15 protein-coding genes are annotated in these 14,505 nt (G+C 69.1%); 8 read left to right on the top strand and 7 right to left on the bottom strand.

Annotated features, from left to right (window positions below):
- Positions 1-403: 403 nt before the first annotated feature.
- The 4 genes from rpsT to mutM form a co-directional block, all read right to left on the bottom strand.
- The gene (rpsT, locus tag G3M62_RS24555; RefSeq protein ID WP_028039687.1) at positions 404-679 is read right to left on the bottom strand and encodes a 30S ribosomal protein S20; all 276 of its coding nucleotides are present in this window, start codon (positions 677-679) and stop codon (positions 404-406) included.
- A 137-nt stretch (positions 680-816) separates the two neighbouring features.
- Positions 817-1,605, bottom strand: a complete 789-nt coding sequence (locus tag G3M62_RS24550; RefSeq protein WP_165191151.1) for an enoyl-CoA hydratase-related protein — start codon at positions 1,603-1,605, stop codon at positions 817-819.
- 105 nt (positions 1,606-1,710) lie between these two features.
- Positions 1,711-2,385 (bottom strand): cupin domain-containing protein, encoded by a 675-nt coding sequence (locus G3M62_RS24545; RefSeq protein WP_165191150.1) that lies wholly within the window; start codon positions 2,383-2,385, stop codon positions 1,711-1,713.
- Positions 2,386-2,492: 107 nt separating this feature from the next.
- Positions 2,493-3,362, bottom strand: a complete 870-nt coding sequence (gene mutM, locus G3M62_RS24540; protein ID WP_165191149.1) for a bifunctional DNA-formamidopyrimidine glycosylase/DNA-(apurinic or apyrimidinic site) lyase — start codon at positions 3,360-3,362, stop codon at positions 2,493-2,495.
- A gap of 164 nt (positions 3,363-3,526) precedes the next feature.
- On the opposite strand from mutM, the gene G3M62_RS24535 reads away from it, so the two are divergent.
- Positions 3,527-4,285, top strand: a complete 759-nt coding sequence (locus tag G3M62_RS24535; protein WP_165191148.1) for a class I SAM-dependent methyltransferase — start codon at positions 3,527-3,529, stop codon at positions 4,283-4,285.
- 26 nt (positions 4,286-4,311) lie between these two features.
- Complete coding sequence (gene rpiB, locus G3M62_RS24530) at positions 4,312-4,764, top strand: ribose 5-phosphate isomerase B (RefSeq protein ID WP_165191147.1); 453 nt, start codon at positions 4,312-4,314, stop codon at positions 4,762-4,764.
- A 12-nt stretch (positions 4,765-4,776) separates the two neighbouring features.
- Here the strand turns inward: rpiB and G3M62_RS24525 are convergent, their stop codons facing one another.
- Positions 4,777-5,511: an SDR family oxidoreductase gene (locus tag G3M62_RS24525; RefSeq protein WP_165191146.1), complete on the bottom strand. Its 735-nt coding sequence runs from the start codon at positions 5,509-5,511 to the stop codon at positions 4,777-4,779.
- A 64-nt stretch (positions 5,512-5,575) separates the two neighbouring features.
- Between G3M62_RS24525 and G3M62_RS24520 the strand changes: the two genes are divergently transcribed.
- Positions 5,576-6,502, top strand: a complete 927-nt coding sequence (locus G3M62_RS24520; RefSeq protein ID WP_165191145.1) for an AraC family transcriptional regulator — start codon at positions 5,576-5,578, stop codon at positions 6,500-6,502.
- A gap of 225 nt (positions 6,503-6,727) precedes the next feature.
- Entirely contained in the window at positions 6,728-8,248 is a 1,521-nt protein-coding gene (ubiB, locus tag G3M62_RS24515; RefSeq protein ID WP_165191144.1) for a 2-polyprenylphenol 6-hydroxylase, read from the top strand.
- Positions 8,249-8,521: 273 nt separating this feature from the next.
- On the opposite strand, the gene G3M62_RS24510 is transcribed toward ubiB, so the two are convergent.
- Positions 8,522-9,091, bottom strand: a complete 570-nt coding sequence (locus G3M62_RS24510; protein ID WP_165191143.1) for a hypothetical protein — start codon at positions 9,089-9,091, stop codon at positions 8,522-8,524.
- A gap of 167 nt (positions 9,092-9,258) precedes the next feature.
- On the opposite strand from G3M62_RS24510, the gene coaBC reads away from it, so the two are divergent.
- Together coaBC and dut are read left to right on the top strand one after the other, a co-directional pair.
- Positions 9,259-10,455 (top strand): bifunctional phosphopantothenoylcysteine decarboxylase/phosphopantothenate--cysteine ligase CoaBC, encoded by a 1,197-nt coding sequence (gene coaBC / locus G3M62_RS24505; RefSeq protein WP_165191142.1) that lies wholly within the window; start codon positions 9,259-9,261, stop codon positions 10,453-10,455.
- Positions 10,452-10,910, top strand: coding sequence for a dUTP diphosphatase (gene dut, locus G3M62_RS24500; RefSeq protein WP_165191141.1), 459 nt, complete (start codon positions 10,452-10,454; stop codon positions 10,908-10,910). The genes coaBC and dut overlap by 4 nt, the downstream gene beginning before the upstream one ends.
- 33 nt (positions 10,911-10,943) lie before the next feature.
- Here the strand turns inward: dut and G3M62_RS26720 are convergent, their stop codons facing one another.
- On the bottom strand, positions 10,944-11,072 hold the full coding sequence (locus tag G3M62_RS26720) for a hypothetical protein (RefSeq protein ID WP_246263401.1): 129 nt from the start codon (positions 11,070-11,072) through the stop codon (positions 10,944-10,946).
- Between the two features lie 387 nt (positions 11,073-11,459).
- Between G3M62_RS26720 and G3M62_RS24495 the strand changes: the two genes are divergently transcribed.
- Positions 11,460-13,256, top strand: coding sequence for a methyl-accepting chemotaxis protein (locus G3M62_RS24495; RefSeq protein ID WP_165191140.1), 1,797 nt, complete (start codon positions 11,460-11,462; stop codon positions 13,254-13,256).
- A gap of 128 nt (positions 13,257-13,384) precedes the next feature.
- Positions 13,385-14,500 (top strand): HlyD family secretion protein, encoded by a 1,116-nt coding sequence (locus G3M62_RS24490; protein ID WP_165191139.1) that lies wholly within the window; start codon positions 13,385-13,387, stop codon positions 14,498-14,500.
- Positions 14,501-14,505: the final 5 nt, after the last annotated feature.

Below are 14,505 nucleotides of genomic sequence, written 5' to 3'. Positions count from 1 at the left end.
CGTCACCGCCTCGGTATGTCGTGTTATCCCCGATCGCCGCCCCCCATGGCGCACGACCGTGCCTCAGCCTTCTCCAACCAGCAGACACAGGGGGTTGATCGGCGAACGCAAGGGTTCGACCGCCGCCAGTGATCTCCATGGACTGGAAGAGCGTTGAGACGCTTAAACTAGCCAGCGGCCCCCGCCGGTCAAACGGAAAACTTGAGTCCGTCGGCGGATATTTCTGTTGACTCGGCAGACGTCCTCGCCCGCCAAGGGAATGTAGTTTGGGGGCCCGAGAAATGTCTCGGAGGACAATCCAGAGTGTAAAAAAAGGCAATAGAAAAAGCCGACCGAGTTTCCTCGATCGGCTTTCCTAAGTCTTTGAATTCGCTAGCCGAACAGCGTTCGGCGAGAAACTGGATTAGGCCGCGGCCTGATCAAGCTTCTTCAAGCGAGCCGCCAGGCGCGAAACCTTGCGCGAGCCGGTGTTGGGGTGGACGACGCCCTTGGAGACGGCGCGCATCAGTTCCGATTGCGCTTCGATGAACGCGGCCTTGGCGACGACCTTGTCGCCGGCGGCCAGGGCGTCTTCGAACTTGCGCAGGAAGGTGCGCACGCGCGAGCGGCGAGCGGTGTTCACTTCGGTGCGACGAGCGATCTTGCGGATCGCTTTCTTGGCGCCGGGATTATTGGCCATTAGTTCGGACCTTCAAACGGACAGCCGCGCGGGCGGCCGCGAAGCAGGAGAAATCAAGAGCGCGCGGATATACGGGAACGACCGCCGTGGGTCAATCACCGTGGGTCCAGAATCTCGCGAGGCGGTCGAACGATCGTTCACGAGCCCTTGAACGCCGGCTTCCGCTTCTCGACGAAGGCTCCCATGCCTTCCTTCTGGTCATCGAAGGCGAACAGCGAGTGGAACAGGCGCCGCTCGAACACCAGGCCCGTGCTGAGGGTGGTCTCGTAGGCGGCGTTGACCATCTCCTTGTTCATGGACACGGCCAGGGGCGACTGGGCGGCGATCTTGGCGGCGATGGCCAGGGCCTCGACCTCCAGCATGTCGGCCGGGAAGATCCGCGAGGCCAGACCGGCGCGCTCGGCTTCCTCGGCGCCCATCATCCGGCCGGTCAGGATCATATCCATGGCCTTGGACTTGCCGATCAGTCGGGTCAGGCGCTGGGTGCCGCCCAGGCCGGGCGTGACGGCCAGGGTGATCTCGGGCTGGCCGAACTTGGCCGTGTCGGCCGCCAGGATGAAGTCGCACATCATCGCCAGCTCGCAGCCGCCGCCCAGGGCGTAGCCGGCCACCGCGGCGATGATCGGCTTGCGGATCGACTCCACGCCGCGCGCGCCGGCCGCGAAGAAGTCTTCCCTGAACATCTGGGGGTAGGTCTTGTCCGACATCTCCTTGACGTCGGCGCCGGCCGCGAAGGCCTTGGCCGAGCCGGTGATGACGATGCAGCCGATGGCGTCGTCGGCCTGGGCCGCCGCCAGGGCCTGGGCCAGCTCGCCCAGCAGGACGGAGTTGAGGGCGTTCAGGGCCTCGGGCCGGTTCAGGCGGACCAGGGTCACGCCGGGCGCGGACTCGGGCGTTTCCACGATCAGGGTCTGGTACTCGGCCATCGGCGGCTCTCCTGTTAAGCGCCGCCTTTATAGAGGGACCCACGGCGTTGGCGAGCCCCGGGCGGCGCGTGAGCCAGCCCACTTTTTCCTTGGCGGTGTCAGGCGTCAGTCCTTCGGACACAACCCCTTGGGCGTCCAGGCCGAGGTCAGGGTGGTCGGCGGGCTGCTGGTGTCGTGCAGGATGAGGGCGAAGCCCTGGCGGGTTTCCGGGCCGATCGCCATCAGCAGCATCGGCGGGCCGCGCGGAACCATCAGGGAATGGCCCGCGCCCCGGCCGACCTGGACGCCGTCGGGCGTCTCCAGGCAACTGGCGCCGCTGATCGCGTAGAACGCCTCGGGCCCGGAATGGGTGTGCACCGGCGCCGTCATCCCCGGCGCGAAGGTCGATTTCAGATATTCGGCGGTGAAGTCGCCCTTCGGCGCGCCCAGCGGCAGCGGGCCGACATCGGCCAGGTGATGGCCGCCCTTCAGCGCCCGCCCCTTGTCGCCCACGTCGAACAGCCAGACCTGACCGAAGGCCCGCACGATCGCCCCTTGCGGCGGGCGAACCTTCGCGGCGGCCTTCTCGTCGTCGAATGTATAGATGCGCCAGTAGAGCGGACCTCGCGGCAGCGTCCCCAGGTTCTTGCGGGCGGCCAGGCAGGCGGGACCCGGCGCCTCTCCGGCCTGGTCGGCGCACAGCCGCGACGTCGCCTGGGCGTGGGCCGCGATCGGCGCCAGGGCGAAAAGAACGACGAGACCGAGGATCGCCGTCGAAATTCGGGGTGACATCCGGACCATGGCGCGCTCCAGCGGCGAAGGACTTCAAGGGATCAGACCCAGTGAAGCCCGACAACCGGCGTGTCGCCAATAGAGCAAATCCCGTCCCGGTCGCCCTGGCGACGCCTCTAAACCTGGCAGACCGGGCAGAAGAAGGTCGAGCGGCCGGCCTGGACCTCGCGGGCGATCGTTCCCTTGCAGCCGGGCGTAGGGCAGGGCTGGCCTTCGCGGTCATAGACCCGGAAGCGGTGCTGGAAGTAGCCCAGGGCCCCGTCGGCGGCGGCGAAATCCTTCAGGGACGAGCCTCCGACCTCGACCGCCTCGGCCAGGACGTCCTTGATCGCCGTGGTCAGGGGCCCCAGCCGCTTGCCGGCGATCAGGCCCGACGGCTTGAACGGCGAGATGTGGGCGCGGTGCAGGGCCTCGCAAACATAGATGTTGCCCAGGCCCGCGACGGTCTTCTGGTCCAGCAGCAGGGTCTTGGGGCCTTGCTTGCGGCCATTGAAGGCGGCGACCAGGGTCCTGGCGCCGAAGGCGTCGCTCAAGGGCTCGGGCCCCATGGTCGCGAACCAGGGGTGATGGTCGACCCGATCGGTGGGGATCAGGTCCATGAAACCGAACCGGCGGGGATCGTAATAGGTGACCGTCGCCCCCTCTTCTGTCTCGAAGACGACGTGGGCGTGCTTGTCGTCGGGCTTGACCTCGCGGGCGAAGTCGCCGGGCCGGGTCGCGCGATCGGATGACGGGGCGGCGATCTCGAAGCGCCCGGTCATGCCCAGATGCATCACCAGGGTGTCGCCGCGATCCAGCGGGGCCAGCAGGTACTTGGCCCGGCGGTCCAGCCGCAGGATCCTGGCCCCCGTCAGGCGCTGGACGAAGCCGTCGGGCAGGGGAAAGCGCAGGTCGGGACGGTTGGCGCGCACGCGGCTCAGGCGCGCGCCGCTCAGCACCGGCTCCAGGCCGCGGCGCACGGTCTCGACTTCGGGCAGTTCGGGCAAGGAAGACCTCGGGTCAGCTGGGGCGACAGATATCGGGCATCCCCGGCTCCGTTCCTAGAGCCGCCCACGCAAAACCGGTGACGGACAAGCCGGGGCGGTTATAAGAGCCCTGCACACACGGGTTCGACCCGGACGATTTTCGAGCGCCAAATTCGAGCGATGACATGACCAAGGCTTCCGCCACCTTCGGATTCAAGGACGTCGACGCCTCGGCCAAGGCCGGCCTGGTGCGCGGCGTGTTCGACCGGGTCGCCAAGAACTACGACCTGATGAACGACGTGATGAGCGGCGGCGTGCACCGTCTGTGGAAGGACGCGGTCGCCGCGCGCCTGAACCCGCAGCCGGGCGAGATCATCATCGACTGCGCCGGCGGCACCGGCGACATGGCCCGCCGCTTCGCCAAGATGACCCGGGCCGCCCAGGAGCGGCGCGGCGGTCCCGACGCCCTGATCAACATCATCGACTACAACGCCGAGATGATCGGCGCGGGGATCGAGAAGGGCGGCGCGCCCGAGATCACCTGGACGGTGGGCGACGCCCAGCGCCTGCCGCTGCCCGACGCCTATGCCGACGCCTATGTCATCTCGTTCGGCATCCGCAACGTCACCGACATCGACGCGGCCCTGCGCGAGGCGCGCCGGGTGCTGAAGCCTGGCGGCCGGTTCATCTGCCTGGAGTTCTCCAAGCCGGTGACCGAGGCGCTGGCGAAAGCCTATGACGCCTATTCCTTCAAGCTGATCCCGCAGTTCGGCGAATGGCTGGCCAAGGATCGCGACGCCTACCAGTACCTAGTCGAGAGCATCCGTCGCTTCCCCGACCAGAAGACCTTCGCGAGCATGATGGAAAACGCCGGCTTCAAGCGGGTGACGATCACCAACTTCACCGGCGGCGTCGCGGCGATGCACCAGGGCTGGGCGGTTTAGGACGGGGCGCTCGGGGAGCAAGACCCATGCGCATCGCCATCGCCTCGGACCATGCCGCGATCGCGCTCAAGACCGATCTGACCGCGTGGCTGACCGGCGAAGGCCATGACGTGGCCGATCTGGGTCCCGCGAACGACACGCCGGTCGACTATCCCGATTGGGGCTACAGGCTGGCCGAGCACGTCGCCAGCGGTCGGTCGGAACGCGGCGTCGCCCTGTGCGGCTCCGGCGTCGGCATCTCCATCGCCGTCAATCGCCATCCGGCCTGTCGCTGCGCGCTGGTCAACGAGCCCGTCTCCGCGAAGCTCAGCCGCGAGCATAACGACGCCAACGTCATCGCCCTCGGCGCGCGCTTGGTCGATCTCGATATGGCCAAGGCCTGCGTGACCGCCTTCCTCGCGACCGCGTTCGCCGGCGGTCGCCACGAACAGCGCGTCGAGAAACTCGGCGCGCCGCCGTTTTCGCCCGCGAGCGGCTGATCGACGACGCCGTCAATCCTGGGCGGTCGGCCGTATCACGATGCTGCCGACGTCGACATCGGCGGGCTGCTCGATCGCATAGGCCACGCCGCGAGCGATGGCGCCGGGCGAGATGGCGATGTCGCCGATGCGTTTGCTCATGGCTTCCTTGACCGCCGGATCGGTCATCGAATCCGCGAAGCCCGTCGAGGTCATGCCGGGCGATATCTCGGTGACTCGCAGGTGCGGCCCGGCCTCCTGCCTCAGGGCTTCGGTGATGGTCCGCACGGCGTTCTTGGTCGCGGCGTAGACCCCCATGGTCGGAAGGATCTTGATCCCCGCCGTCGACACGATGTTGACGATGTGGCCCGCCCCCTGGCGCTGAAAGACCGGCAACGCGGCGGCAATACCGTAAAGCGTACCGCGCAGGTTGACGTCGATCATGGCGTCCCAGTCCTCCACGCGTAGCGCGTCGAAGCGCGATATCGGCCCGATCCCGGCGTTGTTCACGAGGACGTCGAGCCTGCCCCCCCGGTCGATCGCCAGGCCGACAAGCGCTTCCAACTGGTCTCTGTGGCGAACGTCGGTGACCTTGTACGCGGCCCTGCCGCCCATGGCCGTGATTTCATCGACGACGGCCGCCAGATCCGTCTCGCGGCGCGCGCCCAACACGACGAACGCGCCGCGTTCCGCCAGGAGCATGGCGGTCGCGCGCCCAATGCCGCTGCTCGCACCCGTGATGGCGATGACCTTGCCCGTGACACCCATTGCAAGTCTCCTTCTGGAGGGAGATATGCGGATCCCGGGTGAGACGAACTATAGTGAAAAGTCCATGATTTTGTCGCAACCGTCTGAAACCCTGATCGATCCGCTCTCCGATGTCCTGACGGTCCTCGGGGCCCAGGTCACCCGTCGCACGCGGCTGGAGGCGTCGGGCCGGTGGGCGATGGACTGTCCAGCGCTTGATCGACTGAAGTTCGTCGCGGTGCTGAAGGGAACCTGCTGGATGATGCTGCCGCGACAGGATCCGCAGCTCATGAACACGGGTGATATCTGCTTGATCGGTCGCACGACCTACGCGGTGGCCAGCGACCCGAAGCTGCCGCGTCTGGACGGCCAGACCTTTTACGACGGCCGCGATGTCGCGCGGCTTGGCGGCGACGACACCGTCGCTCTGGGAGGAACCGTGACGTTCTCGTCCGAGACCGCGGACTTCTTGCTCGACATGCTACCGGATTTTCTCCTGGCGCCCCGATCTTCGGCGACGTCCGGCGTGGTGACGACGATCCTGGCCCTGCTCAACGCCGAAGCGGGGCGGGGCGGCATGGGAAGCCAGGTCGTCAGCGCCCGGCTCGCGGATGTCTTGCTGGTGGAAGCGATCCGAGCCTATGCGGCGAACGGCGAGGTCGTTCAGACCGGATGGCTCGGAGCGCTCTCGGATCCGCGGCTCGGTCGCGTCCTCCAGGCCATGCATGCGGACATCGCCCGCCCTTGGACGGTGGCGGATCTCGCCAGCCTGGCCGGCATGTCGCGCGCGGCGTTCTCAGCGACGTTTGCTCGCCGAGTGGGCCAGCCGCCGCTCGGCTATGTGCGGACATGGCGCCTGACCATCGCGCGTACGGCGCTCGCGCGGGGCGAAGCCGACATCGCTCAAATCGCGGGCAAGCTTGGCTACACGTCACAGAGCGCCTTCACGCACGCTTTTCGGTGCGCCTTCGGCATAACGCCGAAAGCCGCCGCCCGAGCGCGAGTCGCCTAAGGCGAAGATGGTTTTCGCCGTCTCAACGGACGCGCTGAAGGTTCGCGGCGGCGCCAGAGCTGACCTTATTTCCTCCTGAGAAACGGCTTTCCGCCCCGCTTTTCATCGTCCGCGCCCAACCGACGGCGAAAGCGGCCTTGACCGAAGCGTGCGGAGCGGGCTTTCAGGCCGGGACATGAGCCTTTTTCCGCCTCCCCGCCATTCGCCGATCGAGACCCTCGCCGCATGACCCGGGTCGCCGCGGGCCTGCGCCTGATCTCGACCGGCTGGGCCTTGGTTCGAGCCGACGCCCTGGTTCCCCGCGAACTGGAGCCGGTTCTTCCGCCTTCGGCGCTCTGGGCGGGGCGAGTCCTGCGCCTGTTTTCCGGCGGCGCGTCGCGCAAGGGCCGGCCGGGCGAACGCCTGGCGCGGGTGCTGGAGCGCGAGGGTCCGGCGGCGATCAAGATGGGCCAGTTCCTGTCGACCCGGGCCGACATCTTCGGCGGCGTGTTCGCCGAGGACCTGTCGCACCTGAAGGACCGACTGCCCGCCTTCCCGCTGGATGTCGCCAAGGCCGAGGTCGAGCGGGGCCTGCGCCGGCCGCTCGACACGGTCTACGCCAGCTTCGAGACCTCGATCGCCGCCGCCTCCCTGGCCCAGGCCCACGCGGCGACCCTGCTGGACGGGACCAAGGTGGCGGTGAAGGTGCTGCGGCCCGGCGTCGAGCGCCAGGTCGTTCGCGACAGCGCCGCCCTGCGCCTGGCCGCCGACCTGGCCGAACGGCTAGTCCCCGCCGCCCGTCGCCTGCGGCCGCGCGAGTTCGTCGAGGTGGTGATCCGGGCGCTGGACCTGGAGCTGGACCTGCGCTTCGAGGCCGCCGGCTGCGCCGAGCTGGGCGAGGCGATGAAGCTGGACCCCTATATGCGCGCCCCGGACGTGGTCTGGGACGGGGTCGGCAAGCGCTTCCTGACCCTGACCTGGGCGCCGGGCGTGGCGCTGTCGGAACCCGCCTCGCTGGAGCAGCCGGGTCTGGACCGTAAGGCCCTGGCCGAGGCCGTGACGCGCGGCTTCCTGGCCCAGGCCCTGGACCACGGCCTGTTCCACGCCGACCTGCACGAAGGCAATCTGTTCGTCAGCGCCCCAGTTCAGGGCGGGGGGCCCGCGATCGTCGCGGTCGACTACGGCATCCTGGGCCGTCTGGGTCCGGCCGAGCGCAAGTACCTGGCCGAAATCCTCTACGGCTTCCTCAATCGCGATTATCCGCGCGTGGCGGCGATCCATTTCGACGCCGGCTACGTGCCCGCCCACCAGGACCGCGACGCCTTCGCCCAGGCCCTGCGGGCGGTGGGCGAACCAGTGTTCGGCCGCGACGCCAGCGACGTGTCGATGGGCAAGCTGCTGGCCCAGCTGTTCGAGATCACCGCCCTGTTCGACATGGCCCTGCGGCCCGAGCTGGTGCTGCTGCAAAAGACCATGGTCACCGTCGAGGGCGTGGCCCGCCGCATCGACCCCACCCACGACCTGTGGGCCGCCGCCGACCCGGTAGTGCGCCGCTGGATCGCCCGCGAACTGTCGCCGGCCGCCAAGATCCGCGAGTTCGCCGACGAGGCCGCGCGGGCGATCAAGGCCCTGGCCCGCCTGGCCGAGGCGCCGGCCGCTCCGGCGGTCGCCGTGGTCGAGCCGCGTCCGGCGCGACCGCTGCTGTGGTTCCTTGCCGGCGCGGCGGTGGCGGGGTTGGCGTTCGCGGCGGGGGCGTGGCTGATTTAGCCAAACGCTGTCTCCAAGCTCATCAAGACCCTGCCGGCACGCCAATCGACGCCTTCACCCCTCACCCTCCCACCGCTTCGCGGCGGGCCTCTCCCTCTCCCCTCCGGGAGAGGGAGAGGCTCATGGCGTCATCAAGCTCGCCCAGGGGCGTTGCGCACCGCCCCTGGGTCCCGATCGCCCGCCAGGCCGACCGGGGTGACGAGGCGGGTCGGCGCGGATCGCGCCCTGCCCTCGCCTCGGCGCCGCCCCCCAACGGCGCGCTTGTGGAGGATCCTAGCTGTCGGCGCTGGACGTGCGGTCTCGCGACGCGGCCGTTCGGCGGGCCTGGCCGGCCTTCTGCGTCGCCCAATAGGTCGCGCCGTCGTCGGGCTTGAACATCGTGCGTGGCGCGCCAGCCTTGGTGACCACCGCGAAGACGTTGTCCTTGGGGTCGTAGATCAGGGTGTCGCCGTTCGCCCGCTGCAGGGTCTCGGCGCCCGTCGGCGGATGGCCGACGAAGGCGTGGGTCTTGCGGACATAGTCGTCGACATCGGCGGCGGCGAATTCGGCCCCGTAGCGCTCGAAGCCCCGCTGGGCGTTCTCCTCGGCCGTGCGCGTGCGGTTGGCCGCCCACATCGGCTTGCCCGCCACCTTGCGAACCGGCGCGTCGCGCGGATCGGGCCGGGCCGTGGTCGCGCCTTCGTAGGCCGGCGCATCACGGTCGGACGCCGGCTCGACCGCCGAGGCCACCGCGCCGCCCTTGGGCGCCTTCACCGCCGAGGCGCCGCCGTCGCAAGCCGCGACGCCGAGGGCCAGGCCCACGGCCGCCAAGGTGGAAAGCCAGGACGCGCACCGTACCGTCATGATCGATCTCCGAGGTTCTGATCTACTTTAACGATTAAGAACGAAGACGGAACGGATGTCGAGTCCCTGTTAAGGTTTTTGCGCGTGGGGGCTTACGCAAAAGGCCGCGTCGCTCTATGCGCCTGATGACGCCTCCGTGGGGGCGTGGCGCGCCGGAGACCGACACCATGTCCGAGAAGCGGGTTCTTCTGATCGTCGGCGGCGGCATCGCCGCCTACAAGGCGCTGGAGCTGACGCGCCTGCTGCGCAAGGCGGGCGTGGGCGTGCGGCCGATCCTGACCAAGGCGGGCGCGGAGTTCGTCACCGCCCTCACCCTTTCGGCCCTGGCCGAGGACAAGGTCTATGCCGAGCTGTTCTCGCTGACCGACGAGGCCGAGATGGGCCATATCGAGCTGTCGCGCTCGGCCGACCTGGTGGTGGTGGCCCCGGCCACCGCCGACCTGATCGCCAAGGCCGCCAACGGCCTGGCCGGCGACCTGGCCTCCACGACCCTGCTGGCCACCGACAAGCCGGTGCTGATGGCGCCGGCCATGAACGTGCGGATGTGGCTGCACCCGGCGACCCAGCGCAATCTCGAGACCTTGAAGAAGGATGGCGTGCTGTTCGTCGGGCCCGACGACGGCGCCATGGCCTGCGGCGAGTTCGGCCCGGGTCGCCTGGCCGAGCCGCCCGTGATCTTCGACGCCATCATGGCGGCGCTGGAAGGGCCCGCTGACCGGCCGCTGGTCGGCAAGCACGCCCTGGTCACCGCCGGCCCCACCTTCGAACCCATCGATCCGGTGCGCGGCATCACCAACCGCTCCAGCGGCCGCCAGGGCTACGCCATCGCCGGCGCCCTGGCCAAGCTGGGCGCGCGGGTCACCCTGGTCAGCGGGCCGGTGTCCCTGCCCACCCCGTTCGGCGTCGATCGCGTCGACGTCGAGACCGCCCGCGACATGCTGGCCGCCTGCCAGGCCGCCCTGCCCGCCGACGTCGGCGTGTTCGTGGCCGCCGTCGCCGACTGGCGCATCGACGAGGTGTTCGGCACCAAGCTGAAGAAGGACAAGGGCGGCCCGCCGGCCCTGACCTTCGTCGAGAACCCCGACATCCTGGCCACCCTGTCGGCCACCGGCCCCAAGCGGCCCAAGCTGGTGGTCGGCTTCGCGGCCGAGACCAACGACGTCGAGATGCACGCCCGCGCCAAGCTGGCGCGCAAGGGCTGCGACTGGATCATCGCCAACGACGTCACCGAGCCCGGCGTGATGGGCGGCGACGAGAACGCCGTCCTGCTGATCTCCAAGGACAAGACCGAACGCTGGACGCGGGCCGCCAAGGACTCCGTGGCCCACGACCTCGCCCAACGCATAGCAAAGAGCCTTTCATGACCGCCCCGCACATCCCCGTCGTCCAGCTGGCCCATGCCGAAGGCCTGCCCCTGCCCGCCTACGAGACCAACGGCGCGGCCGGCATGGACCTGCGCGCGGCGGTGGCCGAGGACGCGCCGCTGGTGCTGAAGCCGGGCGCGCGGTTCATGGTCCCCACGGGCCTGGCCTTCGCCGTGCCGCTGGGCTTCGAGGCCCAGGTGCGGCCGCGCTCGGGCCTGGCCGCCAAGTCCGGCGTCACCTGCCTCAACACCCCCGGCACCATCGACAGCGACTATCGCGGCGAGGTGAAGGTGATCCTGATCAATCTGGGGGAAGAGGACTTCACCATCCGCCGGGGCGACCGCATCGCCCAGCTGGTGATCGCGCCGGTGGTCCAGGCCTCATGGGGCCTGACGACCAGCCTGGACGAGACGGCGCGCGGCGCGGGCGGCTTCGGTTCGACCGGCGCGAAATAACGAAAGGGCGTGGCGGCGACTAGCCGCCGCGCCTCAGCCGCCGTGCAGAGCCGGCGACATCGCCAGATAGCCGCCAAAGCCCGCGGCGAAGGCGGCGGCCGCCAGCCACAGCACGGGGCGGAACATCGACAGCGGGCCGGGGGCGTTCGTCGGGGCGTTCATGGGCGCTTCCTGGGCGACAGCGCGGAACGGCACGGTCCCGCACTTGGAAATACGCGCGCGCGGCTCCCCCGGTTGCGCCGGCGCGCGAAGATTAATGCCGCGATTCGTCCTTTGCGAGAAATCGACGCTAGGAACACGCTCGCAGGTCGAGAGGCGACGAAATCCAAATAACGATGTTCATCATTTCAAACAACTGAAGTATTGATTGGATAACGCACGCTGCGGCGATCCGCCGCATGTGGAAGAAATCCTTTCAATTCCAGGCCATTGTCAGGCGCGTTGGGCGAACTTGGTAAGGGTTTACCTGGGACCGGGAAGCCTTGCCGGCTTTGTTAAGGATGTTCTGGCCAGAAGTTCCTCGCAACACGTTCGCCAGGGACCGCGGAAATGCTGAACAACCTCAAGGTAGCGCGCAAACTCTTGGTCGCCTTCGCGATCCTCGTGCTGGCCGTGGCCGCCGCCGGAGCCCTGGTGTGGAGCAGCCTGACGACCATTCGCCAGGCCGCCGCCCTCAACGATCACAGCTACGCCTATATCGGCGCGATCGACGAGACGCTGATGACGCTGATCGAACAGCAGAACGCGGCGCGCGGCTTCGTCGCCAGCCTGGATCCCGCCTTCGCCAAGCAGTACGACACGCTGCAGGGCGTGTATGACCAGCATTTCCAGGCCCTGCGCGACGGTGTCGAGAGCGACGCCGAAAAGGCCCGGCTCGACACCCTGACCCAGACCGTCGAGGTCTTTCGCACAGAAAGCCGCCAGCAACTGGCCAGCGCCCGCGACCCCGCTCAGCTGGAGGCCGCGCGTCTCGACGTCGTCAAGGTTGGGCGCCTGACCCAGGTCCGCAAGGCGCTCAAGGCCATGCGCGACAACGAGACGGCCGAGCTGACCGAACGCGCGGCGAACCAGTCCAAGGCGCTCACCGCCGCCAACGCGGCCTTGGCCGTGGGCGGCGCGATGGCGGTCGGGATCGCGGTGCTGATGGGCTGGCTGCTGTCAGGCGCCATCGCCGCGCCGATCGCCGCCATGACCGCCGCCATGCGTCGCCTGGCCGATGGCGACAACACCGTCGCCGTGCCGGCGGTGGGCCGCAAGGACGAGATCGGAGCGATGGCCGCCGCCGTGATGACCTTCAAGGACGCCGCGATCGAGAAGCTGCGCGTCGAGGGCCAGGCCGCCGACCAACGTCGTCAGGCCGAGGACGAGCGCCAGACCAACGAGGCCGGTCGCGCCGCCGCCGCGCGCGAGCAGTCCGGCGTCGTCGAAGGTCTCGGCGAGGCCCTGGAGCACCTGGCGCAGGGCGACCTGACCTACCGCCTGACCCAGACCTTCCCGGCCAGCTATCGCAAGCTGCAGGACGACTTCAACGCCGCCATGGGCCGGCTGCAGGAGACCATGACGGTGATCACCGGCGCGGTGCAGGGCATCCGCTCGGGCTCGGGCGAGATCAGCCACGCCGCCGACGACCTGTCGCGCCGCACCGAGCAACAGGCGGCAGGGCTCGAAGAAACCGCCGCCGCTCTCGACGAGATCGTCGCCACCGTCCGCCGCACGGCCGAGGGCACGAGCGAGGCCGATCGCACCGTCCAGGCCGCCCGCCGCGACGCCGAGACCGGCGGTCAGGTGGTCGAGCGGGCCATCCAGGCGATGACCCAGATCGAGGAATCCTCGCAGCAGGTGTCGCAGATCATCGGCGTCATCGACGAGATCGCCTTCCAGACCAACCTGCTGGCCCTGAACGCCGGCGTCGAGGCGGCGCGCGCCGGCGACGCGGGACGCGGTTTCGCGGTGGTGGCCCAAGAAGTCCGGGCGCTCGCCCAGCGCTCGGCCGACGCGGCTCGGGAAATCAAGACCCTGATCTCGACCTCGTCGCAGCAGGTCGGCCAGGGCGTCGAACTGGTCGGTGAGACCGGCGAGGCCCTGAAGCGGATCACCGCCGGCGTCGTGGCCATCAACCGCACGGTGGCCGAGATCGCCGCCTCGGCCCAGGAACAGGCCACCGGCCTGCAGCAGATCAACACCGCCGTGAACCAGATGGACCAGGCCACCCAGCAGAACGCGGCCATGGTCGAGGAATCCACCGCCGCCAGCCATTCGCTGTCCAACGAGGCCTCGGAACTGCAGCGGCTGGTGGGGCGCTTCCGCATCGAGGGCGGTCCGGCGCACGCCGTTCGCGCGGCGTGATGTCGCGGCCCTGAGGCTTTCAAGTCAGCCCCGTTGATTTTTGGACGGGTGCGTCCATTTATCCCTTGCCCGGGGCGAAGGTCCGATATATCGCCCCGGTTCATCGGGTTGTTTTCAGGATCTCGTCCATGGCCGCCGCGTCGAAGAAGAAACTGGTTCCGCTGATCGTCGGCGGCGTGGCCGTCGTGGCCCTGATCGTCGGCGGCGGACTGTGGTTCGTCGACAAGCAGCGCTACGAGTCCACCGACAACGCCTTCGTCCAGGCCGACACCGTGCAGGTCAGCCCGCAGGTCTCGGGCTATGTCGCCGAGGTGCTGGTGGCCGACAACCAGCGGGTCGAGGCCGGCCAGGTGGTCGCGCGCATTGATCCGGCCCCGCTGCAAGCCAAGCTGGACCAGGCCATCGCCAACGCCCAGGCCCTGGAAGCGGCCATCAAGGGCGTCGACGACAAAGCCGCCCTCGAACAGGCCATGATCGCCCAGCGCGCCGCCGGCGTGGTCAGCGCCCAGGCCGACCAGGGCCGCGCCAAGGCCGACCTGGTCCGCTACGACGCCCTGGCCAAGCAGGGCTGGGTGTCGACCCAGAAGGTCCAGACCACCCAGGCCAGCGCCGCCCAATCGGCAGCCGCCGTGCAGAGCGCCCAGGCCGCCCTCGAGGCCGAGCGCCGCGCTTCGGAATCCCTGGGTTCGGCCCGCGCCCAGACCGTGGCCCAGGCCGCCGCCGCCCGCGCCGCCGTCGAGCAGGCCCGCATCGACCTGGACCGCACCGTGATCCGCGCGCCCGCCGCCGGCGTGGTCGGCGCCCGCAGCTTGCGCCCCGGCCAGCTGGTCTCGCCGGGCGTGGCCCTGATGTCGATCGTCCCGGTCGGCCAGGGCTATATCGTCGCCAATTTCAAAGAGACCCAGGTCGCTCGCCTGCGCGTGGGTCAGCCGGTCGAGATCAAGGCCGACGCCTTCGGCAAGAGCGTGATCCACGGCAAGCTGGACAGCTTCGCCCCGGCCACCGGCCAGGAGTTCGCTCTGATCCCGGTCGAGAACGCCGTGGGCAACTTCACCAAGATCACCCAGCGCCTGCCGGTGAAAATCGTCGTGGAGAAGTCTGAACTGGGCGCGGCCCTGCGTCCGGGCCTGTCGGTCGACGTCAAGGTCGACGTGCGCGACCGCTCGGGCCCGAGCTTCGCCCAGGCCGGCCTGCCGAACGCCGGCCAGTACGCCCAAGGCAATCCGAAGGACCAGGCGCGCTAAGGCGC

Source organism: Caulobacter soli, from assembly GCF_011045195.1.
Lineage (GTDB): Bacteria > Pseudomonadota > Alphaproteobacteria > Caulobacterales > Caulobacteraceae > Caulobacter > Caulobacter soli.
The sequence above is the reverse complement of the archived record's forward strand: the minus strand, read 5'-3'. Positions and strand labels throughout refer to the sequence as shown.

What these genes read in the sequence shown, in the direction of transcription:
- rpsT (WP_028039687.1), bottom strand. Translation starts at nt 679, where the DNA reads ATGGCCAATAATCCCGGCGCCAAGAAAGCGATCCGCAAGATCGCTCGT.
- G3M62_RS24550 (WP_165191151.1), bottom strand. Translation starts at nt 1,605, where the DNA reads ATGGCCGAGTACCAGACCCTGATCGTGGAAACGCCCGAGTCCGCGCCC.
- G3M62_RS24545 (WP_165191150.1), bottom strand. Translation starts at nt 2,385, where the DNA reads ATGGTCCGGATGTCACCCCGAATTTCGACGGCGATCCTCGGTCTCGTC.
- G3M62_RS24535 (WP_165191148.1), top strand. Translation starts at nt 3,527, where the DNA reads ATGACCAAGGCTTCCGCCACCTTCGGATTCAAGGACGTCGACGCCTCG.
- rpiB (WP_165191147.1), top strand. Translation starts at nt 4,312, where the DNA reads ATGCGCATCGCCATCGCCTCGGACCATGCCGCGATCGCGCTCAAGACC.
- G3M62_RS24525 (WP_165191146.1), bottom strand. Translation starts at nt 5,511, where the DNA reads ATGGGTGTCACGGGCAAGGTCATCGCCATCACGGGTGCGAGCAGCGGC.
- G3M62_RS24520 (WP_165191145.1), top strand. Translation starts at nt 5,576, where the DNA reads ATGATTTTGTCGCAACCGTCTGAAACCCTGATCGATCCGCTCTCCGAT.
- ubiB (WP_165191144.1), top strand. Translation starts at nt 6,728, where the DNA reads ATGACCCGGGTCGCCGCGGGCCTGCGCCTGATCTCGACCGGCTGGGCC.
- G3M62_RS24510 (WP_165191143.1), bottom strand. Translation starts at nt 9,091, where the DNA reads ATGACGGTACGGTGCGCGTCCTGGCTTTCCACCTTGGCGGCCGTGGGC.
- coaBC (WP_165191142.1), top strand. Translation starts at nt 9,259, where the DNA reads ATGTCCGAGAAGCGGGTTCTTCTGATCGTCGGCGGCGGCATCGCCGCC.
- dut (WP_165191141.1), top strand. Translation starts at nt 10,452, where the DNA reads ATGACCGCCCCGCACATCCCCGTCGTCCAGCTGGCCCATGCCGAAGGC.
- G3M62_RS26720 (WP_246263401.1), bottom strand. Translation starts at nt 11,072, where the DNA reads ATGAACGCCCCGACGAACGCCCCCGGCCCGCTGTCGATGTTCCGCCCC.
- G3M62_RS24495 (WP_165191140.1), top strand. Translation starts at nt 11,460, where the DNA reads ATGCTGAACAACCTCAAGGTAGCGCGCAAACTCTTGGTCGCCTTCGCG.
- G3M62_RS24490 (WP_165191139.1), top strand. Translation starts at nt 13,385, where the DNA reads ATGGCCGCCGCGTCGAAGAAGAAACTGGTTCCGCTGATCGTCGGCGGC.